Source organism: Celeribacter baekdonensis B30 (genome assembly GCF_000299875.1).
GTDB lineage: Bacteria > Pseudomonadota > Alphaproteobacteria > Rhodobacterales > Rhodobacteraceae > Celeribacter > Celeribacter baekdonensis_A.
This window is the reverse complement of sequence record NZ_AMRK01000008.1, coordinates 83440-109030: the sequence shown is the minus strand read 5'-3', so window position 1 is coordinate 109030 and position 25591 is coordinate 83440. Positions and strand designations below refer to the sequence as shown.

Below are 25591 nucleotides of genomic sequence, written 5' to 3'. Positions count from 1 at the left end.
CTGACAGCGCAGGCGGCACAGGCTAAAGTCATCTCATGTCGATTTGGTCCCTCATCTTGGAGGCGCTGAAAGCGCTTCGCGCCGGCGAAAGTCTGGCCGCGGTCTTTGAACAGTTTCGTTCAGAGCCGGAGCGGCGCGTGGGCTTTGCCATTGGGGTGATCGCCTTGGGCGCGAAAATGGCCAAGGCAGACGGGCGTGTCACCCGCGACGAGGTCACGGCCTTTCGCGAAGTGTTCCAAATCGCCAAAGAGGACGAAGCCGCCGCCGCGCGGGTGTTCAACCTCGCACGTCAAGACGTGGCAGGGTTTGAAGACTACGCCAAGAGCGTGAAGAAAATGTACGGCACGGATTGCCGCCCGTTGATGGATTTGCTCGATGGCCTGTTCCACATCGCCATGGCGGACGGTGAATATCACCCCGGCGAAGACGCATTTTTGGCCCGTGTGGCCGAGATTTTTGACGTCAATGACCGGGCCTTTCGCGCCCTGCGCGCGCGCTATGTGCCAGAGGCATTGCGTGATCCCTATGACGTCTTGGGGGTGACCCCAGATGCGCCGCTCAGTGAGATCAAACTGGCCTATCGCACCCTGGTGCGCGAAACCCATCCTGATCGGATGATCGCCCGTGGCGTGCCCGAAGAAGCGCTGCAATTGGCCAATGACCGGATGAGCGAAATCAACGCCGCTTGGGATGAAATCAGCGCCGAGCGTGCGGCCTGACATGCGCATTGCCACGTATAATGTCGAATGGTTTGATGCGCTGTTTGACACGCATGGGCACCCTTTGGCCGATGACGCATGGTCGGCCCGATACAATGTCACCCGCGCCGCTCAGCTTGAGGCTTTGGGCATTGTCTTCACCGCGATGGACGCCGATGCGGTGATGGTGATCGAGGCCCCGGACACCAACCGGCGCCGCAAAACGGCGCGCGCGCTGGAACACTTTGCCACTTGGGCCGGGCTGCGCACCACCGCCGTGGAAATAGGGTTTGTCAACGAGACCCAGCAAGAGATCGCCTTGATGTATGACCCTAAGGTGCTGCGGGCGCATCACGATCCGATGGGGGCACCGGCGGACCTTGGCACCGGGCTTGAGGTTCCGGCGTTCAATTCGGTGTTTTGGTTGGACCTCGACACTGACCGCGACCGCGAAGAGGTGCGGTTTTCCAAGCCGCCTTTGGAGCTTGCGATGGAGACCTGTGCCGATGGCTTTGCCTTTCGCATGATCGGCGTGCATGTGAAATCCAAAGCCCCGCATGGCGCGCGTAGCCACGAAGACGAAATCCGCATTTCGATTGAAAACCGCCGCAAACAGTTGGCGCAATGCATTTGGCTGCGCGAGCGGGTCGAGGCGCATTTGGCGGCGGGGGAGTCGATCATCGTGTTGGGCGATTTCAACGATGGGCCGGGGCTGGATGCGTATGAAAAACTGTTCGGCCGCTCAGGCGTTGAGGTTGTGATGGGGCGCGAGGACCCGGATGTGGACCAAAATATGCGCCTCTATGATCCGCATGCGATCAAAGCCTTTGCGCGCCGCGGCGGCGAGGCCCTGTCTTCGGCGCGGTTTTATATCCAGCAGGAAAAACGCTATCTGTCGGCCCTGCTGGACTATGTGATGGTCTCGCAGAGCCTGCGTGCCGGGACGACGTGGCGGATTTGGCACCCGTTTGATGATCCGGTCTGTTTCACCACACCGGAGTTGCAACACGCCCTTTTGACCGCCTCGGATCATTTTCCGGTGACGATTGACCTGACCCTGCCACCAAAGGCTGAAATCTCGGAGCAGATCGTGTAGGCTGTCATCATGAAACAGATTGTCGCCCGCACCTCTGTGAGCCTTCTAGTACTCTGCGCCTCCCCGCTCGCGGCGCAGGAGGCGTCTGAGGGCATGGATTTGATGCGCGAAGGGGCGCGCATTTTGCTGGAGCAGTTGTTTCATCAGATGGAGCCCGTGCTCAAAGAGCTGGACGGGGTGATGGATGATATGACGGCCTATGATCCGCCTGTGATCTTGCCCAATGGCGACATCCTGATCCGGCGCAAACCGCCGATCAAAGAGGCCCCCATGCCGGATCAAGAGGCCGCACCTGACGATGCACCAGAGGGGGCAATAGATATTTAAAACTTGGCGTGTTTGATCTCGGCCTGCGCGCCCAAGCTGTTGGCGAGCGACTGAAACCGCGCCTGTGCCACTTCGCCAAACAGGTCTTCGGCCTCGGGGCGTAGAGTCAGGATCAAGACTTTCTTTTTCGGGAAATAGTCGAGTTTGGCCAGCTCATCCGGGGCTTCAAACGCGAACATCGCACCAAATCGCATGGCTTTCCCCAAGACCTCGGCATCGCGGATGTCTTTGTCTGGCAGCATTCCAATCAGATCGGCAAAAGGCGTACCTTCGCGCGAATTTTTGTAACGGTGCAACAGCGCCAGCCCCAGAAAAATCCGCTCGCTATGGGTCAGCCCGCCAAGATTGGCGCGGGTCGCATTGTCAAAACACACCTCGGCGCGGTAGTCGGGGTGTGCCCGCCAGGTCACGTCATGCAACAGGCAGGCGGCGCGGACGATGCGCATTTTCTCATATTGGCGGGCGCGGAACATCGGTTCGATGAAGCGATGCAAGCGCTTGCCAAATCCGGGTGTGCGCGCGTCTTTCATTTCGGAAAACCGGCAGGCTTCGATCAACGGATCGCGGACGCGGATTTGTTCGGGCATTTGCTCATACAAAAGCCCCTCGCGGATGCCGTAAGACGAGATGCAAATCTCTTTTGGATGAAAGGCATGGACCAATTGGCGCAACACTTCCGAGGCGATCGGAACAAGGCTCATCCGCGCCGATGAGGTGCCGGTTTTGGCGCGCAGCTCGTCCATGTTGCTTTTGCGAATGAATTTGATCGTGTCCGTGACCGCCCGGCTCGACATCCGGTATTCATGTAGCACATGCAGCGGGTAATTGCGCCGTTCCATGTCGATCCGCGCAATCGCCCGCCATGAGCCGCCGACCAGGTAAATCCGTTTGTGATCTTTACCCATTTTGGCGACAAGATCGGCCATGATCGGGGCGATATGGTCCTTAAGCCCGGTGCGCCCGCCTTTGAGCCCCTGAAGTTTCAGCGGCCCAAGCGGCGAGGTCAAACGTTTGCCAACGGTGCCGCCGGCGACGACCGCAAGCTCCATAGAGGAGCCGCCGATGTCACAGACCAAACCGTCCGCTTCCGGCCAGCCCAGCAAGACGCCCTGCGCCGAGAGCCGCGCCTCTTCCTCGCCATCAATCACCCAAAGGCTGAGGCCGGTCTCCCGCTCAATCTCCTCCCGAAAAGCAGGACCGTCCTCAGCCTCCCGCACCGCAGCCGTGGCGACGGCTGTGAGCGGGGGGATTCCCATGCCTTGGGCCAATTTTTGAAACCGCCGGATGGCGACCATGGCCCGCAATTTGCCTTCGGGGTTCAATCGACCGGTTTCCCGCAACCCCGCGCCCAATCCACACATGATTTTCTCATTGTAGAAATAGGCCGGACTGCGCGCCGCGCCGTCAAAGACGACAAGGCGTACGGAGTTTGATCCAACATCGACCACGCCCACACGAGACAAGGCCCGCGCCTCTTCGTCGAGAAACAGAGGGCGGCCAAACACGCCCCAATCCTGTTGCTCCGCGCCAGACTGGGCGGCATCCGTCGATGTGGTCAAAGTGTATCCCCTAGCTTCGCTCAAGACAGTGCCAAATGCGATGGGGTCCTGTCAATTGCTTGAAATCTGAGCAGAAAAGAAATCCGGTGCGAATTTAGCGTTCCGGGTCCAAAATTCGCGCCGCCAAGGCGCGTGAAATCGGTTTTCCGGCGCGCAGGGCCTCGCGATCCAAAGCCTCGACAATGTCGCGCACGGCGGCGGCCGAACGTTCCATGCGTTTGACCAGCCATGTGATCAGCTGTTCGGACACGATGAGTTGGCGGTCCTCAAATTGTTTGACCAAAAGCACGGTGAGCAGCATGTCATCGGGCGGCTCGATTTGCGCCACGGGGGTGCCCTGCATCCGCGAGGCCAGATCGGGCAAAGACAGCGCCCAGCGGTTTGGTGCCGTGCATGCGGTCAGCAAAAGCCGTCCGCCCTCGGCCAAGGTCAGGTTGTGCAGGTGAAACAACGCCTCTTCTGCGGCGCGGGCATCGGGCAGATCGGAGATCTGATCGGCATCTTCAACCACGACAAAGCGGCGCGCGGCGAGGGCGGGGATGTCGGCCTCTGCCAACTCCGACGAGGCGAGGATCACGGCATCGCGATCATTGGCCCAGACCTGTGCCATATGGGTTTTCCCCGCGCCTGCCGGGCCGATCAGGACCAGCTTGCCCGAAGGCCATGTCTCAGTCGCGTCCAGAGTGGCCAGCGCCAACATATTGGAGGGCGCAACAAAAAATGCATCCCGTCCCAGCGCTTCGCGGGCTGGTAAATCCAAGGTGAGTTGTTCAGCCATGGCTTAGCTTTCGCCACCGCGTGTGCCGTCAAGTTCAGATTGGTCCTCGGGCATCGGGGCCGCCGCATCGGAGAGGCCCCTATAGAGGCGACCCTCGCGGTATTGATTGGCGGCGAAGCGTGCGACAACGCCAAGGGCGGCGGCGAGTGGCACGGCCACCAACATGCCGACAAAGCCAAACACTGTGCCAAAGGCAGACAGCGCAAAGATCAGCCACACCGGGTGCAAGCCGACGGAGGAGCCGACCAAGTTCGGGGTCAGGATATTGCCCTCAACAAATTGCCCAAAGACAAAAATGCCAACCACGGCGGCGATCCAATACCATTCACCCCAGAACTGAAACAGCGCCAGACCGATGGCCAAAACGCCGCCAACGGCGACGCCGACATAGGGGATAAAGGTCAGGATTCCGGCAATGGCACCGGCGACAAGGCCGAATTTCAACCCCACCAGCATCAGGCTTGCGGCATAAAACGTTCCCAAAATCAGACAGACCGTGCCCTGGCCGCGGATGAACGAGGCCAGTGTGCGGTCGATGTCAGAGGCCAGGCTACGGATCACCGGGGCGTAATCGCGTGGCAAAAGCTTGTCGACTTCGGCGACCATCCGGTCCCAGTCGAGCAACAGGTAAAAGGTGATCACGGGCACCAGCACGAGCAGCACCGCGATATTAAACACGCTCATCGCCGAGGAGAGCACAGAGGACAAAAGCGCGCCGCCTTTTGAGCGTATGGCCTCGCCGATTTGCAATAGGGTTTGGTGCAATTGCGAGTTTTCATCCAGCAAAACCGGGAATTTTGCGGTCAAAAATGTCTGGAGATTGTTGAACAGGTCCGGCGCTGTGTTGACCAGATCGGTCGCTTGGCGCACCAGCGTCGGCAAGACCACCAAGGCGGCCAGCACAAACAGGATGACGGCGGACAGGGTGATCGTCAATGTGGCGGCCACCCGGCTAAACCCCCAAGATTCAAGCCGATCCGCCACCGGGTCCAACATATAGGCCACCGCCATGCCTAAGACGAAGGGCAAAATCACATCGCCGAGCAACCACAACAGCGCAAAGAACCCCGCCGCCGCAAAGCCCCAGTATTTCATCTGATCGCGGACTGGTAACGCCATAGTATCCCTTTGGTGTCGCTTTGCTTTGCTCCCATATCGCCCGTGAAGGGACAGGTTTCAAGGGGAAGAGACGCGATCAAACCCGTCATGGCCCTGTGCCGCAAGGACCGGAACGGTCGGGGAACAGGCGTTTGGTGCTGCTTTGGCTTGTGTGCTCCATGGTGATCGCTTAGACCAAAGCAAACCTGATCATCACTTGAGGGCATCCCCGCATGCGTCTGTCGCGCTATTTTCTCCCGGTTCTGAAAGAAACGCCGTCTGAGGCCCAAATCGTCTCGCACCGTCTGATGTTGCGCGCGGGCATGATCCGCCAACAGGCGGCGGGGATCTATTCCTGGCTGCCTTTGGGCTACAAGGTCCTGAAAAAAGTGGAACAGATCGTCCACGAAGAACAACAGCGCGCGGGTCACATCCCGCTGTTGATGCCGACGCTCCAGTCTGCCGATTTGTGGCGCGAAAGCGGGCGCTATGACGATTATGGCGAAGAGATGCTGCGCATCACCGACCGCCATGGCCGCGATATGCTGTACGGGCCCACCAACGAGGAGATGATCACCGACATCTTTCGTTCTTATGTGCGCAGTTACAAAGACTTGCCGCTCACGCTTTACCACATTCAATGGAAATTCCGCGACGAAGTCCGTCCGCGCTTTGGCGTGATGCGGGGGCGCGAATTCCTGATGAAAGACGGTTATAATTTCGATCTGACCGTTGAGGATGCGCTGCACGCCTACAACCGCCATTTGGTCAGCTATATCCGTACTTATGAACGCATGGGCCTTCAGGCGATTCCGATGCGTGCCGACTCCGGCCCGATCGGCGGCGATGACACTCATGAGTTCCTTGTCTTGGCCGACACCGGCGAATCCGAGGTGTTTTATGATGCCGCAGTCACCGACATCAAACTCGGAAAACGCGAGATTGATTACGACAGTCATGAGGCCTGTCACGCGGTGATGGAAGAGTTCACCTCGCTCTACGCCCGTACCGATGAAACCCATGACGCCGCCTTGTTCGAACAGGTCCCCGAAGAGCGCCGTCGCGTGGCGCGTGGCATCGAAGTCGGTCAGATTTTCTTTTTTGGCACCAAATACTCCGAAGTCATGGGCGCGACCGTACAAGGCCCGGATGGCAAGCCGACCCCGGTACAAATGGGCTCGCACGGCATTGGCGTGTCCCGCCTTTTGGGCGCGTTGATCGAAGCCAATCACGATGACAAAGGCATCATCTGGCCCGAAGGCGTGACGCCCTTTCATGTTGGCATCGTTAACCTGAAACAGGGCGATGCAGAGGCGGATGGGGCCTGTGAGGCGCTGTATAAATCCTTCGAGGCACTTGGGCTTGAGCCTTTGTATGATGACCGCGACGAACGTGCGGGCGGCAAATTTGCAACCATGGACATCATCGGTCTGCCGTGGCGGATCACCGTCGGTCCGCGCGGTTTGAAAAACGGTGTCGTCGAAGTCACCTCGCGGCGCACGGGCGAGAGCGAAGAGTTGACGCCGGAATTGGCCATCGCGAAAATTGCTAAAATTTACGCGGACTTATAAAGCGAAAATTGCTAAAATTTACGCGGAACTGTAAGGCGAAAATTGCTAAAATTTACGCGGAGCTTTGACATGAAAATCGCAAAGATTTACGCGGATTTATAAACGTCGATCTTGGCCGCAATAGGCAAGAAATCGCGGTTTTGACCATCGGGGGCGGGGACATGTTTGTCTTGCGCCCCCGAATCCTTTTACCCTGCGCGCCATGATCCTCACGTCAGATGGGGGCGAGGCAGAGGAGCGCGACATGATCGTCAAAACACTCACACTTGTGGGTGGCCTGTTTGGGGCTGCCATTGTTTCCCAGTTCCCAGAGTTTTCCCAACAATATACCCAAAGGCTCGGCGGTCAGGTGGATGCCCTTGCCGTTGTGATCACGGATTTTGACGCCTCGGCGCAAAAGGCCGATATGACGCGCGAGGCTGCATTGGCCTCGATGGGCGGTTCGGTGTTTTTGGAAAACCGCCGCCGTGATATGCGCATCACTTTCGCCCGCTATGATCGCCTGTCCGAGGACTTGAACATGCTGCGCGATGCCACGCCGCTGGAGCGTCTGACCATGCCACAGCGCATCTCCGATTTTGAATTGGCCCACACCACATGGGACAATTTCGTGCCCGCCATGCCGTTGTCTGTGGCGGGCGGTTTGTCCGCGCTGATCGGGTATTTCGCCGGATGGGGCGGCGTGTTTGCCGTGTTGTGGCTTTTGACCTGGCCGTTCAAGCGCCGCAAATCCAAAGACGGGCTGACCTTCTAAGCCATTACTATAACGCTCTGTTCACGCGTCTGTTTGCTCTAAAAGCCGGGCGGGCGCTTGACCTTTGCCCTGTCAAAGGGAATGGTCTGGCAACTTTGAACGGAGCCCCATCGGACCATGACACAGGCCAAATCAACCAAGCCCTTCTCGCGCTTTGAGTGGAAAATCGCGTGGGCCTACCTGCGGGCCCGACGCGAAGAAGGCGGCGTCTCGGTGATGACCTGGATCTCGTTGATCGGTATCACTTTGGCGGTGGCGGCACTGATCATCACGCTGGCGGTACGCACCGGATTTCGCGATGAATTTGTCGCCACAATTCTTGGCTCCAACGCCCATGTGACGGTCTATTCCTCGATCTATGTCAATGAGGCGGGCCAAACCGCGCGCACCATCCCGGACTACGCGCAATGGGCCAAATCCCTTGCCGCCGTGCCCGGTGTGACCCGCGCCGCACCCTTGGTGAAGGGACAGGTTTTGGCCTCTTATCGTGGCTCCAATGCGGGGGTTGAGATTTACGGCATCGCGCCTGACGACCTGATGACGATCCCCCGCGTGGCGATCACTCCGGACGACCACTGGGGCGATGTCACACGCTTTGCGCAAGGCGTTGCCATCGGTTCCGGTGTGGCGCGTGAGCTGGGGGTGACGGTTGGTGACAAGATCAAATTGATCTCGCCGGACGGGGCCAAAACCGCCTTTGGCACAAGTCCGCGTGTGTCCTCTTTCGAAGTCGTCTATGTCTTTTCCGCGGGCCGTTATGATATTGATAAAACACGGGTTTACCTGCCGTTCTCTGAGGCTCAAACCTATTTCAACCGGGGCGACACCGCCGATGAGATCGAGGTTATGGTGACCCACCCGGAAGCGGTCGATGACATGACCCTTCCCCTACTGCAAGCGGTGGGGGAGCGCGGGCTGGTTTGGACCTGGCGCGATGCGTCGGGGTCATTCCTGCGCGCACTTGATATTGAGGACAATGTGATGTTCGTCATCCTCTCGGTCCTCGTGCTAATTGCGGCGATGAATATCGTGTCCGGCCTGATCATGTTGGTCAAAAACAAAGGCCGCGACATTGGCATTTTGCGCACGATTGGTCTCACGGAGGCCTCCGTGCTGCGGATCTTTTTCATCTGTGGCTCGCTCACCGGTGTGGTTGGCACGCTGTTTGGTGTGCTCATCGGCTCGCTCTTTGCCATCTACATTGATCAGATCATGTCCTTTGTGAATTGGATGAATGGCGGCGGAGCGTGGGACCCGTCGATCCGGGGCATCTATGCGCTTCCGGCCGAACTACGCGCGGCGGATGTGTTTAAGGCCGTGTCGCTCTCGCTTGGCCTGTCCTTTGTGGTCACGATTTTCCCAGCGCGCCGTGCCGCGCGGATGAACCCGGTGGAGGCGCTGCGGTATGAATAATATGTTAGAGATCAAAGGCATCACCAAGACCTACAATGCCGGAAAACCCAATCAGATCGAGGTCCTGCGCGGCATTGATTTGACCCTCAAACGCGGCGAGGTCGTGGCTTTGACCGCGCCGTCGGGGGCGGGGAAATCGACGCTGTTGCACATCGCCGGGCTGTTGGATGTGCCGGATGCCGGGACGGTGACGATTGCCGGTCAGGATATGACGGGTCTGGGCGATCGTCGGCGCACCGCGATGCGGCGCGCGGGGGTGGGGTTTATCTACCAATTTCACCACCTGCTGCCGGAGTTCACCGCGCTTGAAAACGTGGTGCTGCCGCAGCTTGCCAATGCCGTGCCTCAGGCCGAGGCCGAAGCCCGCGCGATGGCGTTATTGGACAAAGTCGGCATCTCCCGCCGCGCCACCCACCGCCCCGCAGCCCTGTCGGGGGGCGAGCAACAACGGGTGGCGTTTTGCCGGGCGCTGGCCAACGGGCCGGGGCTTTTGCTGGCGGATGAGCCGACCGGGAACCTTGATCCAGAGACCTCGGATTTGGTGTTTGACGTGCTGATGGAACTGGTCCGCGACGAGGGCTTGTCTGCGCTGATCGCCACGCACAACCATGAGTTGGCGGCCAAGATGGACCGGGTGGTGAAGCTGGATATGGGACAGGTCGTCCCAGCATGAGATGTCGGTCGCAAGGCGCTGTTTTCATGCAAAATATGCATGATGTGTGTCGGATGAATTCGGGCCGGCCCCGCCCGTGCTGAGGGCCGGCCCCTAAAGGATCAATTCAACAGGTCAGACATAATCCCGATGGCCGAAACCACGATGGCGGCATCGCGGGCGATCTTATAGATTTGCCCGTCATATTGCGCATAGCGGTCGCCGTCCGGGTCGGGCAGGTGATAGCGATCATAATCGCGCAGGATCACATAGCCCTCCGGGAGGCGATCCCCGTAGCCATAGCGCATTTTCTTGGCATGGCCGGGCGGGATGTGACCGACGCCCCAGCCTTTGCCGTTGTTATGGCCATGGTCCGCGAAAGCCGGCGCGGCGGTGAGGGCCATGACAGCGATAAGGAGCGGTTTGGTCAGATTGGACATGCGAGCCTCCAAATGGGTTTTCAGCACTATACCGGAGGCGGCGGGGCAAGGTGACCTGACAGTTTCGTGATGAGCGGAATGGGGCTGATTTTGATTTTTTGGGGGGATCAGGTTTTGAGGCCCTTTGGACCGCTCTTCAATCTTTTTTATTTTTCTTTAGCGCATCGAATTCCGCGGGATCCGATAAAACCAATTTAGAAAAGAAATGAGTTTCAAGACCTCGATTGGATAGTCCTAAATCTTTACGCATTTCTTTTTGTATACGCTCTATGACTTCGAACATTTCAATTAGTTCGCGGTTCTCACCGACTTTTGTGAAATCGCTCAAAGCTCTTAATACTCCTTGAGAACCCCATAAAACTGCTTTGGTACGAACTTTCATAAGTTTAATGACCAGTTCGGATTGATCCACCGGCTTTCCCCCGAGTTCTGGTTTTGCAGCAATGAACAAACTTTCCATTGCCTCAAGAAACTCGAGGTAGATTGCAATTTTGCGTTCTCTGAAAGCAGCATCCGTTTCTCTTTTTCTCAACCGATTTTGAGCAATGAGAGTCGCTGTCAAACCAAGTATTGCAGTGACCATGGTAATAGTCAGTGGCACATAGACTTCGGGCTTTAGTGTTTTAGCGCCTGCATAGATTGCTTTTGAAATATCCCAAACATGAAAGCCTAAAAATATAAAAAGCACACAAGCAATCAAAACAATAACTATCGCGAGAATAATTCTTAAAGTTTTCGTCCGTCCCCCTTCTCGTGAGCCGTGCTCACGAGAAATAATCATACATCCAATTCCTCAACAAACTGCGCATTTTCCTGAATGTACTGATACCGCAACTCCGGCTTTTTCCCCATCAAACGCTCGACCAGATCGGCCGTTTCTCCGGGGAAGTCCTCTTGGATTGTCACCCGGATCAGCTTGCGGGATTTGGGGTCCATTGTGGTCTCTTTCAAATCCTTCGCGTCCATTTCGCCGAGGCCTTTGAACCGCTGCACGTCAATCTTGCCCTTGCCGCCAAGACCCTTTTCCATCCAAAGATTTTTCTCTGCATCATCAGAGACATAAAGCCGTTTCGCGCCTTGGGTCAGGCGGTAGAGTGGCGGGCAGGCCAGATAGAGGTGGCCCTGATCGATCAGCGGGCGCATTTGGGTGTAGAAGAAGGTCATCAACAGCGCGGCAATATGGGCACCATCGACGTCCGCATCGGTCATGATGATGATTTTCTCATAGCGCAGGTCTTCGACGTTAAAGCGCGTGCCCATTTGGACGCCCAAGGCTTCGCAGAGGTCCGAGATTTCCTGGTTGGTGTTGAGCTTGCCCGAGGCTGCGCCCAAGACGTTGAGGATTTTACCCTTGAGCGGCAACAGCGCCTGCGTTTCGCGTTTGCGCGCGCCTTTGGCGGAACCGCCCGCAGAGTCGCCCTCGACAATGAACAATTCGGTGCCGACGCGGTCTTTTGAAGAGCAATCGGTCAGCTTGCCCGGAAGCCGCAGTTTCTTGGTCGCGGTCTTGCGCTGGGTCTCTTTTTCCTGGCGACGGCGCAGGCGTTCCTCGGCGCGCAGCACGAGGAAATCGAGGATCGCGCCTGCGGATTTCGTATCGGCGGCGAGCCAGTTGTCAAAATGGTCGCGCACGGAGTTTTCGACCATGCGCTGCGCCTCGGTGGTGGCCAAACGGTCCTTGGTCTGGCCAACAAATTCCGGCTCGCGGATGAAACAGGACACCAAAGCGCCCGCCCCCGTGGTCAGGTCTTCGCGGGTGATGTTTTGGGCCTTTTTATTGCCAACTAACTCGCCATAAGCCTTGATGCCTTTCAGGATCGCCGCCCAAAACCCGGCCTCGTGGGTGCCGCCCTCGGGGGTGGGCACGGTGTTGCAATAGGACTGGATAAAGCCATCGCGCGCAGGCGTCCAATTGATCGCCCATTCGACCTTGCCGGGGGCTTTGAATTTTTCAAAAGACACGGAGCCCGCAAAGGGTTTGTCGGCATAGGTGGTGGCACCGCCCATGGTCTCTGAGAGGTAATCGGCAAGCCCGCCGGGGAAATGGAATTTTGCCTCAAGCGGGGTGTCACCATCCTTGATCGCGGTTTTCCAACGGATTTCGACGCCGGAAAACAGATAGGCTTTGGAGCGTGCCATGGCAAAAAGGCGGGCGGGTTTGAGTTTGAGCGCGCCGAAAATCTCGGGGTCCGGGTGAAAGGTCACGGAGGTGCCGCGACGGTTCGGCGCCGCGCCGATTTTGGCCAGCTTGCCCTGCGGCACACCGCGGGAAAATTCCATGGCGTAAAGCTCTTTGTTTTGCGCCACTTCGACACGCAAATGATCGGACAGCGCGTTGACCACAGAGGAGCCGACGCCGTGCAGACCGCCGGAGGTCTCATAGCTGTCGCCCGAGAATTTGCCGCCGGCGTTCAGGGTACAGAAAATGATTTCGAGCGCGGATTTTGACGGGTCTTTCGGGTGCGCACCAATCGGGATGCCACGGCCGTTGTCGCGCACCGAGACATGGCCGTTTTCATGCAGCTCGACCTCAATCCAGGATGCGTGTCCGGCGACGGCTTCGTCCATCGAGTTGTCGATGATCTCGGCCACCATGTGATGCAGAGCGCGCTCATCCTTGCCGCCGATATACATGCCGGGGCGCAGCCGGACGTGTTCCATGTCTTCGAGGACTTGAATGGATGAGGCGTCATAGGTGGAGGCTTTGGCTTTGAGATTGGGATCGGGGTGGCCGGATAGGAGATCGTCGGACATGGGCGTGGCGCTCGATTCTTAGAGTTTGCTCGTTGGGCTAGGATTAGACCATTCAGAACCGGGTGACGCAAGCTGTTGAGGCGCGCGGGCGCGGGGGCAGAGAAAACCTTGCCTCAGATCAAGGAAAAAGAAAGAGATTTCATGTAACAGGGGGTGTAACGGATGTAAAAATGGAGAACCGCCTGCATGACGACGACTGTAAAAGCTGTGCCTGCCGCTGTGAAAAATGAACCTGTGGCCGGGCAGGAGGGCGTTGCCGTCGAGACCATGCCTGTGGCGGGGCACGACAGGGTGACGGAACCGGCCACACGCGGTGGACCTAAAACATTTCCAACCGTGACGCCGGACAAAATCCGTGCGGCCTTTGAGACCGGGAAATATCCCTACCGCAAAAAGATGACGCGGGTGGAATATGAGACCACGAAAGTCGCGCTTCAGGCCGAATTGTTGAAGGCCCAGATCTGGGCGCAAGAAACGGGCGAGAAATTCGTGTTGTTGTTTGAGGGCCGCGATGCGGCGGGCAAGGGCGGCACGATCAAACGGTTCATGGAGCATATGAACCCGCGCCACGCCCGTGTGGTGGCGCTGAACAAACCGACCGACGAAGAGCGCGGCCAATGGTTTTTCCAACGCTATGTCGAATATCTGCCGACCTCGGGCGAATTCGTGCTTTATGACCGCTCTTGGTACAACCGCGCGGGGGTGGAGCGGGTGATGGGGTTTTGTAGTCCCAATGATTACCTCGAATTCATGCGTCAGACGCCGGAATTTGAACGGATGCTGACGCGTTCGGGCATCCGGCTTTATAAATACTGGTTCTCGGTGACCCAAGTCGAACAGCAACGTCGCTTTGCCTCGCGCGAAAACGATCCGTTGAAACAGTGGAAACTCTCACCGATTGATAAGGCCTCATTGGACAAATGGGACGATTACACCGAGGCGAAAGAGGCGATGTTTTTCTACACCGATACGGCCGATGCGCCTTGGACGATTGTGAAATCCAACGACAAAAAACGCGCGCGGGTGGAATGTATGAAACATTTCCTGTCCACCATCGACTACCCGGACAAGGATATGGACTTGATCGGCCAGCCGGATCCGTTGATCGTGGGCAATGCGGGCCATGTGGTGCATCGCTCCGAACATATCTTAGGTACGGCATTGCACCCGGACGCGCGGCGCGGACGCAACGGCAAAGTCTAACGGGCGGCTCACCTCAGGCTAGAGTATTTGATCTGCAATGAAGACAAAGGCCCTGTCGGCAAGGAGAGGGCTTTGTGTGTTAGCCGTTGGCGGCGGCGAATTTGCTCATCAGATAGGGGCCGGAGGTGACGGGTTTTGTGGCCGCACCCGACAGCGGGGTGATCTTGGCGTGCCAATTGGGTTGGTGGAAAAACGCCAAGGACATCCGTCGCTTGGTGGCCCAATCGGGCGGAGTGACAACACGGTGCAGCGTCGAGGTCCAGCGCCCAGCCGTCCAAAGCGTCATCAGATCGCCGATGTTGATCACAAACGCGCCGTCAATTGGCGGCACGCCGCGCCAATCGCCCTCGGGCGTGAGGATTTCAAGCCCGCGCGAGCCGGGTTCTGGCAACAGGATGGTCAAAGAGCCGTAATCGGTATGTGCCCCAGCACGCAATTGGTTTTCTTTCGGTGCGCTGTCTTGGGCCGGGTAATTGAGGGCGCGCAGCGCCGAGATCGGCGTGTCGATAAAGGGCGTGAAATGGTCCTGCGGCAGATTGAGGGCGACAGCAAAGACCTCCATGATCCGAACAGCGAGCGCCTCCATTTCAGTATAATAGGCGCACCATGCCGCGCGGAAACCGGGCATGTCTGGCCAAGGCGTGGGCGCATAGCAAAAGGCCAAAGCATCGGGGTCGGTCTCGCCGGGCGGGATGCTCAAAGGCCCGCCATTGAAGCTTTCCTTCAAATCCGGCGGCGTGTCTTCGCCGCGCGATTTTGCCAAAGCCTCGGTGCCCGGACCAAGATAGCCATAGGGCGCACCGGGGACGGGGCCGACCCGGTGTTTCACCTCGGGCGCAAGATCGAAAAAGCCGCGCGCCTTGGCCCAAATCGCGTCGATCACCTGCTGTGGCACGCCATGACCCGTGACGGCAAGAAACCCGGTTTCGACACAGATGCGGTCCACCTCAGCGGCAATTTTGGCCTTGCCGGAGGCATCGGCTGCGGCAAAGGCGGCTAGGTCGAGCAGGGGGAAATCGGGTTGGGACGTGTCTGTTTTGGGCATGGCGGTCTCTTTAAGGTCGGGCATTTGGGACACCGTTTCGCGACCCCGTGCCTCTGTCAACCGGAGCGAGGCCACAGGGACGTGCACAGGGGGTGCGCAAGAACGGGCTCGCCAGAAGGCTGAGGCAAGGTTAGGCTGGGCGGAACCGCAGACAGAGAGACGACAGGACGCGCATGGACGAGATCGTGTTACGCTTCGCGACGCGCGCGGACACAGAGGCGGTGACGTGCTTGGTGGCAGAGGCTTTTGCGATTTACACACCAAAGATCGGTAAACCCCCGGCACCTGTGTTTTATGACTATGGGGCGCTGATTGAGACGGGGTTGGTGAGCGTGGCCATTGCTGGCGCGGAGGTGCTCGGCATGGTCTATCTCTACGCCCAAGACGGCGGCACGGCGATGCTGGATGTTCTGGCGGTGGCTGAGGCGGCGCAGGGGCGCGGGCTGGCGCGGTTGTTGATCACGCGGGCCGAAGAGCAGGCGCGCAGGATGGGGGCGCAGCGTATCGACGTTTATACCAATGTCGTGATGGAGGGACCGCTGGTTTTATATCCCAAACTGGGATTTTCCGAGACCCATCGCGGTGAAAGCGACGGGTATCAGCGGGTGCATTTCAGCAAAGAGCTATAAGGGCGGATCGCTCAGGCGTCGTCGCCAAATCCATTCATCCGTTTGGCCCATTGAAACGCCACGATCATGCCTTTGAACCGCGGCAACAGGAACAGCGACAAGGCAACGGTGCCCGTGGCAAAAATCGCGATCAAGACCAAAGGATCGGGGCGGAATTCGATAAAAGCCCAGCCCAAAAGCGGCGCCATCAGGTGGCCGACAATCAAAATGGTCAGATAGGCGGGGCCGTCATCGGCACGGTGATGAAACAATTCCTCGCCGCAGACCGGACATTCGTCGCGGACTTTCAAATAGCCTTTCATCATCGGACCGCCGCCACAGGAGGGGCAGCGCCGTTTCCAGCCGCGCAAAAGGGCGGGGCGCATTTCGCGTTCGCCTGCACGCGCCGGGGCGGTGTCAGACAGGGAGGAGGGGGTGGCGCTGAGGCCCTGAGTCGTGTCGGTCATGTGCGGTTCGCCTCTTTGCGGATATGGGCGTGAGTTTAAGCGACAAAGTCTTACGCAAACCTGCGCGCTTTGTCCTTGCGTCCCGATGTCGCGTCCGGGGGGGGGGTGAGTGTCTTTCACATTATTTGAGCCGTTTGCGACGGAAGTGCGAGGGTGGCCCGTTTCATAAGTATCAAAGCGCGCTGCATGTAGGTCTCGAAGCGAGGTCGGAGCGGCGCGCAGGAGTAACCCTGTGAAAAGGAAATGAACATGAAACGCAATACATTTGTCTCAGCTCTCGCTTTGCTTGCCGTGCTGGGTGGGTCCGTCGCGGCGTTTGCCGCTGGTGGTCCGAACAATCCCGATCAAATGGGCGGGATGCGCGGCGATATGAAAATGGAACGCGGACAGGGCTTCATGCCGTTTGGGCCGGAGTTTGATTTTGCCACCGTGGACAGCGATGGCGATGGCAAACTGTCCTTGGCCGAGGTCGATGCGTTCAAAGCGGCGCGGTTTGCCGAAGTGGATGCGGATGGCAATGGCACAGTGGATGCGGCTGAATTGCTCGCCCACCAAGAGGCGCAGCGCATGAACCGGATGCAGATGCGCGCCGAAGCCATGATCCAAAACCGCGACACCGATGGCGATGGTGTGTTGAGCGCCGAAGAAATGGGCAACGCCCCGCGCGTGAGCCTGTTTGACCGGCTGGACCGCGACAAGGATGGCACGATCAGCCAAGAAGAACTGGCCCTGATGCAACAGCGGATGCAGGGCCATATGCAAAACGGGCGTTCGGGGATGAAAGTGCCGGGTCAGGGCCGGAACTAAGCGTTGGGAGCGCGGGGAAGGGATTTCTCTTCCCCACCGCCTCACAGTGGACGCCACCAACAGTTTGAGATAGCCATAGCCGGTGATGGATATGCCCTTTGACGCCCTGAGTGATGTCTCTGATGACGCGTTGCTGATTGCCTTTGGCAATGGCGATGCGGCCTCGGCGCGCGCGTTGACGTTGCGTTTGACGCCAAAGGTTCTGGGCTATGCCGCGCGACTGTTGCGTGATCGGGCGGAGGCCGAAGATGTGGCTCAGGAGGCGATGCTCAGGCTGTGGAAAATCGCCCCCGAATGGCGACAGGGCGAGGCCAAGGTTACCACATGGCTCTACCGGGTGGTGACCAACCTGTGCACGGATCGGCTGCGTAAAAAACGCGGCAATGCCTTGGATGAAATTGCCGAGCCCGAGGATGATCGCCCCTCGCAAGAGGCGGTGATGATCCAGCGGGAGCGGATTGATGCGTTGAACGCGGCTTTGGCGACATTGCCAGACCGACAACGCGAAGCGGTGGTGCTGCGCCACATTGAAGGTTTGGGCAATCCTGAGATTGCCGAAGTGTTGGACATTAGCGTCGAGGCGGTGGAAAGTTTGACCGCCCGAGGCAAACGCGCCCTGACGCAGGCATTGGCCGCGCAGCGCGACAGACTGGGGTTCGAAGATGACGCATCGTGATGATAAAATGACAGATGGTCTTTTAGATCAATCGCTTGAGGCGCTGTTTGCCGAGGCGCGCGACGAGGCTGTGATGCCCTCGACTGCGCTTTTGGCCGCGGTCATGGCCGATGCGGAAACCCAAATTGCCACACGCGCCCGCCAAGACGCGACATGTCGCGCGTCCCTGCGCCCGAAACAGCGCCATCCCATGCTGGCGGCCATGGTTGCGGCGCTGGGCGGATGGCGGGCGGTGGCGGGATTGGCCACGGCGGCGGTGACGGGGCTGGCGATTGGATTGGGCGCGCCATCGACGGTGACCAATTTGGCGACGGGCAGCTATAGCGAGAGCGCCACGGTTGAGATGACATCGGCGGGCGATGCGCTTGATGCCTTGGTCCCAAGTTTCTACGATCTCGCTTTGGAAGGATAAGCCATGACGGATGACAGCCAAATGACGCCCGAACACGGCCCCGCCGAGAGCACGCTTAAAAAGCCGTTTCGCTGGAGCCGTGTGGTTTTGGTGGTGTCACTGGCGCTGAACCTTGCGGTGATCGGCACAGTGGCAGGCGCTTTGTTGCGCTGGGATGCGGGCGTGGACCGGGCGCGGGCGATGCAGGTGCGCGATTTTGGCTTTGGCCCCTTCGTTGGCGCGTTGGAAACCAAAGATCGCCGTGATGTCGGGCGCATGTTTATTCGCTCCGCCGGGGACCCGCGCGAGGCACGGGCCGAGGTGAAAGCCATGTTCGCGCAGATGATTACAACGTTGAAGGCCGAGCCGTTTGACCAGCAGGCCTTTGAAACGCTTTTGCTGCATCAGCAACAGAAATTTTCCAGCCGCCAAGAGATCGGCGCACAGATTGTTGTCGATCAAATCGCTCAGATGAGTGCCTCAGATCGTGCCGCCTATGCGACGCGCCTTGAGGACATGCTGAAAAAACCACCACGCTCGCCACATACGGGCGATGGTGTGCGCGATGCTGCGCCGCGCGACGGTCAAAGACAGAATTAAGAGGCGCCCTAAAGGGGGAACCGCATAAAAGAGGCGCCTGCGGGCGCCTTTTATTTTGGCGTGACGCTTTAGGCCGCGTAAGACCCCAGAGCGACCTGATTGCGCCCCTCGGCTTTGGCCCCATAAAGTGCCTGATCGGCGATGGCAATCAGATCGGAGACTTTCGGGGCTTGCCCGCCTATTCCGCCGCCCATGGCCAGACCGATGGAGGCAGAGACGGTGATCGGCGTGCCATCGGCTGAGATCGCGACCGGGCGGGCACAGATCGCCGCACGCAACCGTTCGGCGGCGGCGCGCGCCTCCATCAACGTGGTCATCGGCATACAGACCAAAAACTCTTCGCCGCCAAACCGCGCCACCAAATCCATACCGCGTAGATTGTCGCGCATCCGGTGCGCCACCTCGACCAAAACATCATCCCCGACCGCATGACCATAGCTGTCATTGACCAATTTGAACCGATCAATATCCACCAACATCAAGGCAAAATGTTGCCCGTTTTCATGGGATTCCTTAGCGATTTTCTCAAGATGGGGCAGGGCATAGCGGCGATTGTACAACCCGGTGAGGCTGTCGATTGTTGCCAAACGCAATCCCTCATCAAAGGTTTGTTTGAGTTGATCGGATTCTTTTTTGCGGCGCATTTGCGTGCGTAGGCGCAGGGCCATTTCTTCCGGGTCAGCCCCGCGGGTGATCAGGTCATTGGCACCCAGATCAAGCGCCATCAATGCCTCGCGCCGGTCCTGTTGACCATGCACAACGACGATGCCGCAGGTCCGGGTCGCATCGCGTGCGCGCAGGTCAGAGATCAACCGAATCCCCTCCGCTCCACCACCAAACTGTGCCGAAATCACATAGAGGTCAGAGACATTCCCATTGTAGATCGCCTCCAAAACATGATCCCCCCGCTCGATTACGATCTCATCCGACGTCATGCCGCGCAAACCAGCGCGCCAGGTCATCGCCTCTTCGGTTGTGGCCCCGATGAGAGTGATTTTGCCTGGGGTTTCAAAATGGCTCGCCGGTTCGGAAAACCCAAGCGCATGGGCCGTCTCGTTACGCCGACGCAATTCCTCAGAAGTGGCCGAGGCCCGCATCAACGCGCGCACGCGGGCGGTCAGCGTCAGTTCATCCAGCGGCTTGGTGAGGAACTCATCGGCACCCGCTTTGAGGGCGGCAATCCGCGCGGTCGTGTCATGGGCCGGGGTGATGATGGCGACGGGAATATGGGCGGTGAGCGGGTCTTTTTTGAGCGCGGCACAGACCGCATACCCCGTCATATCGCCCAGATTGCCATCCAGAATGATCAGATTTGGTCGCAACTCACGCGCGCGGGCAAGGGCGTCAGACCCCGTGGCCGCCTGAGACACATCATAAAAGGCAGAAGCGAGTTTCACCTTTAGGATGATGCGATTGGTCGGCACGTTGTCCGCGATCAAAATCCTGCCCGCCATAGGGACCTCTCAGAGAGCCGTGTTATTTTGCCGGCTTTGGGTTTCGTGTGTCGAATGCTGTTGCACCTGTTAGGGAATTTGGTTGAGAAAGGTTAAGAAAGCGTTTCCAACCCCACGGAGTTATCCACAGATGAAGCAGGAATCCGCCGAGGTGATTGCCCTCAAAACCTTGACGTGGCTGGTCGGTGATGAAGAAATTTTGCCTATTTTTCTTGGCTCTAGCGGCATGAGCCCGGAGGAGTTGCGTATGCGCGCCACGGAGATGGACGTGCTCTCTGCGGTTCTTGATTTCGTGACCATGAACGATGAATGGGTTAACGCCTGTGCCATGGCGACCGGTCTTGATCCACATGATCCGATGCGTGCGCGTCAGGCGCTTCCGGGCGGCGCAGACATCCACTGGACCTGAGGATCATCCATGTCACTTATTCCAATGACGCCACAGCAAACCCCGTCCGCGATCTCCGCGATCCTGTTTGATAAAGACGGCACATTGATGGATTTTCAAGGCAGTTGGGGGCCATGGGCGCAGGGCGTGATCCTCGAGATCTGCGGCGGGCCGGGGGAAAAGGCGGAAGCCGTGGCGCTGGCGATGGGATTTGACATGGCACAGGTACGGTTTCACCCCGACAGTGCGCTGATCGCGGGCACGCCCGAAGATGTCTTGGAGGTGTTGCAGCCGCATTTTCCGCAACTCACTCGACAACAGATTTTGGCCCGGCTCGATGCCGATCCCGATCGGTTTCTGCCGATGCCTGTGCCAGGGCTTGGCAACATCTGTGCCGCTCTGACACAGGCGGGGTATGCGCTTGCTGTCGTGACCAATGATTTCGAGGCTTCGGCCCATGATCATCTGCGGCAAATGGATGTGTTGGCGCATTTTTCCGCAGTGGTCGGCTATGATAGTGGCTATGGCGGCAAACCTGCGCCGGGGCCGTGTTTGGGCGCGGCCGAACGGCTTGGCGTCGCCCCTTCGGGCTGTGTGATGGTGGGTGACAGTCTTCACGATCTGGTGGCGGGACGTGCGGCTGGCATGATGACCGTTGCCGTTTTGACGGGGGTCGCGCAGGCCCATGAGCTTGCGCCCCATGCCGATGTGGTTTTGGACAGTGTCGCAGACCTATTTGATTGGCTGTGCCACAGACAGATTTAGGATTTTACCGATATGTGCCCCCGTGACGCGGAAAATCCCGGTGACATTGGTAATTTCTTAAGAGTGCGCACGTAAGACTTTCGCATGTGTAAGTGAGAGGCGTGCCGGTCATGCACGGGATGATAAATCGAGCGATCCAATGTTTTCTGCGTGATACCTACGGGGCGCAGGCGTGGTTGGATATTGCTGAAAATGCGGATCTTGGCTTTGAAAACTTCGAAGCCATGCTGAGCTATCCGGATCAGATCACGTTGGACGTGCTGGGCCGGGCGGCGCGGCATTTGCATAAACCTGTTGAAACCTTTCTTGAGGATCTCGGAACCTATCTGGTGTCGCATCCAAATGTGGAGGCGATCCGCCGATTATTGCGATTTGGCGGCGAAAATTTTACGGAATTTCTATATTCACTCAATGACTTGGAAGGGCGTGCCAAATTGGCACTGCCCGATCTTGAGGTGCCGACGCTTTCGGTCGAATCCTGTGGCGACGGGACATTCCGACTTCGGTGTTCAAGTGCGATGCCGGGGTTTGGCTATGCTATGGTTGGCGTGATGCGGGCGATGGCGGATGACTATGGGGCCTTGGTGTTTCTGGAACATTCGGGATGGATGGATTCGGGCGAAGAAGTGATCACCATCAACTTGCTCGAAGTCGCCTATGCCGAAGGGCGCGCCTTCGATTTGTTCGGGCGGATTGGGGATGGCATATGAAACACGCAACATTTGATCCCACCTCCGTTTGTGCCTTGATGCCCATGGGACTCATTTATGACGATGATGGGATCATCCAATTTGTCGGCCCGACGCTTGGCAAACTGCGCAGGGCCGATACGTTGATTGGCAAAACAATCAGTGAGGTGTTTTCCGTTCGCGACAACGGGCGCGGGACGGGCGATGGGCCTGTGCCATTGTCAACGAAACTCTATCTGAACTTCACGTCCGGTATTTCGACCCCGCTGAAAGGGATGGCCATTGCCATTGACGGCGCCAATCTCAACATTTTGAACCTGTCTTTTGGCATCTCGATCCTCGACGCTGTGGCCGATTATCGACTGACCTCGGGAGATTTTGCTCACACCGACCTGGCGATTGAAATGCTTTATCTGGTTGAGGCGAAATCGGCGGTTCTTGAAGAAACCAAACAGCTCAACGCACGTCTGCAAGGTGCAAAGGTCGCTGCCGAAGAACAGGCCTATACCGATACGCTCACCGGGCTGAAAAATCGACGTGCGATGGACTATGTTCTGGATCGGATGTTGCGCGGCGGTGTCCATTTTGCCCTGATGCACCTTGATCTCGATTACTTCAAATCCGTCAATGACACGCTTGGCCATGCCGCAGGCGATACAGTGTTGCAACGGGTGGCGAAAATTCTATTGGAAGAAACCCGTGGAGACGACATGGTGGCACGGGTGGGAGGCGATGAATTTGTTTTGGTTTTCAATAAGTTTGTTGATCATGACCGGCTGATGCGCACAGCCTCCCGGATTATTGCCCGGCTTGAGGAACCGATCCCATATCAGGATACAGTCTGCCGGATTTCAGGATCTATCGGGATCACAACCACGGAATTCTACGCGTCTCCGAGCGCTGACAAAATGATTCACGATGCGGATCTGGCCCTCTACGGATCAAAACACGACGGCCGCGCCCAAGCGACACTGTACGATCCAGGCAGACATGATGGCGGGATGCCGGATGGACAAGTCGCACCGCAGCGGCGCTAAATGCCGAGTGTTCATATAAGGCGACGGCGCACCGTGGCGCCGCGTCCGGGCAGAGACAGGGTCGCATCGCCACGTGGTGAGCGGGCAATGACCTTGCCCTTGGCAATCACCGCCAAACGCGCGGGCCGCAACCGCAGCGCCTCAATCGGGGAAGCGGCGTCCAGCACCACCAAAGAAGCCAGCGCCCCTTTGCGCAGACCATAGTCCGCAAGCCCCATGATCGCGGCATTGTCCTCGGTCACCATGGTGAAACAGCGCGCCATCTCATCGGGATGGGTCATCTGCGCCACATGCAGTCCCATAAAGGCGACATCCAACATATCGGCGGTGCCCAGCGAATACCATGGATCTAGGACGCAATCCTGCCCCCAGCCAACGCGAATGCCCATGGCCTGCATTTCCTTGACCCGTGTCAAGCCGCGCCGTTTCGGGAATGTGTCATGGCGACCTTGCAGTACGATGTTGATCAATGGGTTTGGGATGGCGGAAATCTCGGCTTCGGCAATCAAAGGCAAAAGTTTCGACACATAATAATTGTCCATCGAATGCATCGAGGTCAAATGACTGCCGGCCACCCGGCCTTGCAAGCCAAGTCGCGTGGTCTCATAGGCCAGCGTTTCAATATGGCGGCTCATCGGATCGTCGGTCTCATCGCAATGGATATCGACGGGCAAGCCGCGTTTGGTGGCAATCTCGCACAGATCGGTCAAAGAGGCTGTGCCATCGGCCATCGTGCGTTCAAAATGCGGGATGCCGCCGACCACATCGACCCCCATATCCAGCGCCCGGATCACATTGTCGCGTCCGGTTTTGGATCGGTACAACCCGTCTTGCGGAAAGGCCACGAGTTGCAAGTCAATGTACTCTTTGACCTTTTCGCGCACCTCCAACATCGCCGTGACGGTGTTGAGATGATCGGGCGTAGTATCGACATGCGAACGGATTGCCAAAAGCCCCATCGAGGCGGCCCAGTCGCAATAGCTCAATGCGCGCTCCACCATGTCGTCCACCGTGGCAACATCGCGCAGCTCGCCCCAAAGGCCGATCCCCTCCAACAGAGTGCCCGAGGCATTCACCCGTGGCGTGCCAAAGGAGAGGGTGGCATCCAGATGAAAATGCGGATCAACAAACGGTGGTGAGACCAAATCTCCCGCGGCGTCGATCACTTTGCGGGCTTCAAATTCGATATTGGGGGCAATCTCGGCAATCCGGTCGCCCCGTATAGCCACATCCGCCACACGCCCATCCGGCAATGTGCCGCCCTTCACAATCAGATCAAACATCGTCTTTCTCCTGTGTTGAACGGCACGATCAGGCGGTGCGGCCCTTGTAACGGCGTGACATAGCGATCTGGGTAAGGATAGAGCGAAAACGCGCAAAATGCAGCAGCTCTTGCATCTGGTGCGTGCTCGGAATGTTTTAGGAAAACCGCAAACTTGTGTTTAAACTGCGTAATCCGGGCTTGAGTTGAGCCCATCAGAGAGTGTCGCCGCAGCGTGAGGGGCGCAAAGGGACAACATAGACCTTTGGGCAATTTGTAATGCGCTAACTGTTTGCTAATCTCGGGTCAGACCCAAACTGAAAGCGGTTTCCCATGATCGAAAAGACTCCCATTCGCGTCGAAGGTGCTTTTCAAACAGCGTTGATTGTTGATGACCACCCGCTGTTTTGCGACGCTTTGTCGATGACCTTGCGGGCGGGGGTCGGGATTGCAACGGTGGCCACCGCGGGCGCGCTGGAGGAAGCCTTGGAACGGCTGTCCGTTGGCGACGCACCGGATGTGATCTTGCTCGACCTGAACCTGCCGGATGTCAACGGGCTGGACGGTTTGGTGCGACTGACCAAAATGTGTCCACAGACGCCGATTGTGATCGTGTCGTCCATGGCCGAACCACGGGTGGTGCGCTCGGCCATTCGGGTGGGAGCGGCGGGGTTTGTGCCCAAACATTCCACCCGCGAAACCTTTCGCAAAGCCTTTGAGCATATCGCAGGTGGCGAGATTTATGCCCCCGAGGGCGCGTTTTCGGAGGGCGATGCCAATATGCCGCTGAGTGCACGCGAAGATGCGCTGATCCGGCTGTCGCATCTGACCCGGCAACAGGCGCGCATTTTGCAATTGATCTGCGAAGGGCAAATGAACAAACAAATCGCCTATGAGCTGACTATCGCGGAAACCACGGTCAAAGCCCATGTCACCGCGATCATGCGCAAACTTGGCGTGCAAAGCCGTACCCAGGCGGTGTTGATCGCGCAGGAAGCGAATTTCAACAGTCTCTTGTCTGGAAGCTGACTTTCCGCCACCCTTGAGAAAGGGATGGAGG

Annotated in this window: 28 protein-coding genes; 18 read left to right on the top strand and 10 right to left on the bottom strand. The window is 58.1% G+C overall.

Translation table 11 applies throughout. The features are described from left to right. Positions 1-35 precede the first annotated feature (35 nt). From B30_RS14280 to B30_RS14270, 3 genes are read left to right on the top strand one after another with little or no spacing between them, the layout of a single operon-like run. The gene (locus tag B30_RS14280) at positions 36-719 is read left to right on the top strand and encodes a molecular chaperone DjiA (RefSeq protein ID WP_009572820.1); all 684 of its coding nucleotides are present in this window, start codon (positions 36-38) and stop codon (positions 717-719) included. A gap of 1 nt (position 720) precedes the next feature. Then, a complete protein-coding gene (locus B30_RS14275) occupies positions 721-1794 on the top strand; it encodes an endonuclease/exonuclease/phosphatase family protein (protein ID WP_051130639.1) in 1074 nt (357 codons plus the stop codon). 9 nt (positions 1795-1803) lie between these two features. Beyond that, on the top strand, positions 1804-2121 hold the full coding sequence (locus B30_RS14270; RefSeq protein WP_009572818.1) for a hypothetical protein: 318 nt from the start codon (positions 1804-1806) through the stop codon (positions 2119-2121). On the opposite strand, the gene B30_RS14265 is transcribed toward B30_RS14270, so the two are convergent. From B30_RS14265 to B30_RS14255, 3 genes are all read right to left on the bottom strand, one after another. Beyond that, entirely contained in the window at positions 2118-3680 is a 1563-nt protein-coding gene (locus B30_RS14265; protein ID WP_009572817.1) for a Ppx/GppA family phosphatase, read from the bottom strand. The genes B30_RS14270 and B30_RS14265 overlap by 4 nt on opposite strands. A gap of 94 nt (positions 3681-3774) precedes the next feature. After that, positions 3775-4458, bottom strand: coding sequence for a DnaA ATPase domain-containing protein (locus tag B30_RS14260; protein ID WP_009572816.1), 684 nt, complete (start codon positions 4456-4458; stop codon positions 3775-3777). 3 nt (positions 4459-4461) lie between these two features. Next, a complete protein-coding gene (locus tag B30_RS14255; RefSeq protein ID WP_009572815.1) occupies positions 4462-5577 on the bottom strand; it encodes an AI-2E family transporter in 1116 nt (371 codons plus the stop codon). Positions 5578-5789: 212 nt separating this feature from the next. On the opposite strand from B30_RS14255, the gene proS reads away from it, so the two are divergent. The 4 genes from proS (at position 5790) to B30_RS14235 (ending at position 9967) form a co-directional block, all read left to right on the top strand. Further along, the gene (gene proS, locus B30_RS14250; protein ID WP_009572814.1) at positions 5790-7127 is read left to right on the top strand and encodes a proline--tRNA ligase; all 1338 of its coding nucleotides are present in this window, start codon (positions 5790-5792) and stop codon (positions 7125-7127) included. Between the two features lie 244 nt (positions 7128-7371). Continuing rightward, entirely contained in the window at positions 7372-7881 is a 510-nt protein-coding gene (locus B30_RS14245) for a DUF2937 family protein (protein WP_009572813.1), read from the top strand. Between the two features lie 117 nt (positions 7882-7998). Continuing rightward, positions 7999-9294, top strand: a complete 1296-nt coding sequence (locus B30_RS14240) for a lipoprotein-releasing ABC transporter permease subunit (RefSeq protein WP_009572812.1) — start codon at positions 7999-8001, stop codon at positions 9292-9294. Then, positions 9287-9967 (top strand): ABC transporter ATP-binding protein, encoded by a 681-nt coding sequence (locus B30_RS14235; RefSeq protein WP_009572811.1) that lies wholly within the window; start codon positions 9287-9289, stop codon positions 9965-9967. Before B30_RS14240 ends, B30_RS14235 begins: the two co-directional genes overlap by 8 nt. A 101-nt stretch (positions 9968-10068) precedes the next feature. On the opposite strand, the gene B30_RS14230 is transcribed toward B30_RS14235, so the two are convergent. The 3 genes from B30_RS14230 to parE all read right to left on the bottom strand — a co-directional run bounded on the left by B30_RS14230 (position 10069) and on the right by parE (position 13140). Further along, positions 10069-10386 (bottom strand): hypothetical protein, encoded by a 318-nt coding sequence (locus B30_RS14230; protein WP_009572810.1) that lies wholly within the window; start codon positions 10384-10386, stop codon positions 10069-10071. A gap of 136 nt (positions 10387-10522) precedes the next feature. Next, positions 10523-11167: a hypothetical protein gene (locus B30_RS14225; protein WP_009572809.1), complete on the bottom strand. Its 645-nt coding sequence runs from the start codon at positions 11165-11167 to the stop codon at positions 10523-10525. Beyond that, the gene (parE, locus tag B30_RS14220; protein ID WP_009572808.1) at positions 11164-13140 is read right to left on the bottom strand and encodes a DNA topoisomerase IV subunit B; all 1977 of its coding nucleotides are present in this window, start codon (positions 13138-13140) and stop codon (positions 11164-11166) included. The genes B30_RS14225 and parE overlap by 4 nt, the downstream gene beginning before the upstream one ends. A gap of 186 nt (positions 13141-13326) precedes the next feature. Between parE and ppk2 the strand changes: the two genes are divergently transcribed. Then, on the top strand, positions 13327-14343 hold the full coding sequence (ppk2, locus tag B30_RS14215) for a polyphosphate kinase 2 (protein WP_009572807.1): 1017 nt from the start codon (positions 13327-13329) through the stop codon (positions 14341-14343). A gap of 79 nt (positions 14344-14422) precedes the next feature. On the opposite strand, the gene B30_RS14210 is transcribed toward ppk2, so the two are convergent. Beyond that, the gene (locus B30_RS14210; RefSeq protein ID WP_040402579.1) at positions 14423-15388 is read right to left on the bottom strand and encodes an isopenicillin N synthase family dioxygenase; all 966 of its coding nucleotides are present in this window, start codon (positions 15386-15388) and stop codon (positions 14423-14425) included. Positions 15389-15561: 173 nt separating this feature from the next. On the opposite strand from B30_RS14210, the gene B30_RS14205 reads away from it, so the two are divergent. Next, positions 15562-16017 carry a GNAT family N-acetyltransferase gene (locus tag B30_RS14205; protein WP_009572805.1) on the top strand — a complete coding sequence of 152 codons (456 nt, stop codon included), beginning with the start codon at positions 15562-15564 and terminating at the stop codon, positions 16015-16017. A gap of 11 nt (positions 16018-16028) precedes the next feature. Here B30_RS14205 and B30_RS14200 read toward each other — a convergent pair whose 3' ends face one another. After that, positions 16029-16382, bottom strand: a complete 354-nt coding sequence (locus B30_RS14200; protein WP_051130637.1) for a DUF983 domain-containing protein — start codon at positions 16380-16382, stop codon at positions 16029-16031. Between the two features lie 330 nt (positions 16383-16712). On the opposite strand from B30_RS14200, the gene B30_RS14195 reads away from it, so the two are divergent. From B30_RS14195 to B30_RS14180, 4 genes are all read left to right on the top strand, one after another. Next, a complete protein-coding gene (locus B30_RS14195; protein ID WP_009572803.1) occupies positions 16713-17270 on the top strand; it encodes an EF-hand domain-containing protein in 558 nt (185 codons plus the stop codon). Between the two features lie 85 nt (positions 17271-17355). Continuing rightward, on the top strand, positions 17356-17946 hold the full coding sequence (locus B30_RS14190; protein WP_009572802.1) for an RNA polymerase sigma factor: 591 nt from the start codon (positions 17356-17358) through the stop codon (positions 17944-17946). Continuing rightward, positions 17933-18358 (top strand): hypothetical protein, encoded by a 426-nt coding sequence (locus B30_RS14185; protein ID WP_009572801.1) that lies wholly within the window; start codon positions 17933-17935, stop codon positions 18356-18358. Before B30_RS14190 ends, B30_RS14185 begins: the two co-directional genes overlap by 14 nt. 3 nt (positions 18359-18361) lie before the next feature. Next, positions 18362-18937, top strand: a complete 576-nt coding sequence (locus tag B30_RS14180) for a periplasmic heavy metal sensor (protein ID WP_009572800.1) — start codon at positions 18362-18364, stop codon at positions 18935-18937. A 68-nt stretch (positions 18938-19005) separates the two neighbouring features. Here the strand turns inward: B30_RS14180 and B30_RS14175 are convergent, their stop codons facing one another. Beyond that, positions 19006-20391: a diguanylate cyclase gene (locus B30_RS14175; RefSeq protein WP_009572799.1), complete on the bottom strand. Its 1386-nt coding sequence runs from the start codon at positions 20389-20391 to the stop codon at positions 19006-19008. A 130-nt stretch (positions 20392-20521) separates the two neighbouring features. Between B30_RS14175 and B30_RS14170 the strand changes: the two genes are divergently transcribed. From B30_RS14170 to B30_RS14155, 4 genes are all read left to right on the top strand, one after another. After that, positions 20522-20800 (top strand): DUF3572 domain-containing protein, encoded by a 279-nt coding sequence (locus B30_RS14170; RefSeq protein WP_009572798.1) that lies wholly within the window; start codon positions 20522-20524, stop codon positions 20798-20800. 9 nt (positions 20801-20809) lie between these two features. Further along, the gene (locus B30_RS14165; RefSeq protein ID WP_081583725.1) at positions 20810-21544 is read left to right on the top strand and encodes an HAD family hydrolase; all 735 of its coding nucleotides are present in this window, start codon (positions 20810-20812) and stop codon (positions 21542-21544) included. A 110-nt stretch (positions 21545-21654) separates the two neighbouring features. Beyond that, positions 21655-22254, top strand: a complete 600-nt coding sequence (locus tag B30_RS14160; RefSeq protein ID WP_009572796.1) for a heme NO-binding domain-containing protein — start codon at positions 21655-21657, stop codon at positions 22252-22254. Next, the gene (locus B30_RS14155) at positions 22251-23270 is read left to right on the top strand and encodes a GGDEF domain-containing protein (protein WP_009572795.1); all 1020 of its coding nucleotides are present in this window, start codon (positions 22251-22253) and stop codon (positions 23268-23270) included. The genes B30_RS14160 and B30_RS14155 overlap by 4 nt, the downstream gene beginning before the upstream one ends. Before the next feature lie 11 nt (positions 23271-23281). On the opposite strand, the gene B30_RS14150 is transcribed toward B30_RS14155, so the two are convergent. Then, positions 23282-24553: an amidohydrolase family protein gene (locus B30_RS14150; protein ID WP_009572794.1), complete on the bottom strand. Its 1272-nt coding sequence runs from the start codon at positions 24551-24553 to the stop codon at positions 23282-23284. A 311-nt stretch (positions 24554-24864) separates the two neighbouring features. On the opposite strand from B30_RS14150, the gene B30_RS14145 reads away from it, so the two are divergent. Further along, on the top strand, positions 24865-25560 hold the full coding sequence (locus tag B30_RS14145; RefSeq protein WP_009572793.1) for a response regulator: 696 nt from the start codon (positions 24865-24867) through the stop codon (positions 25558-25560). Positions 25561-25591: the final 31 nt, after the last annotated feature.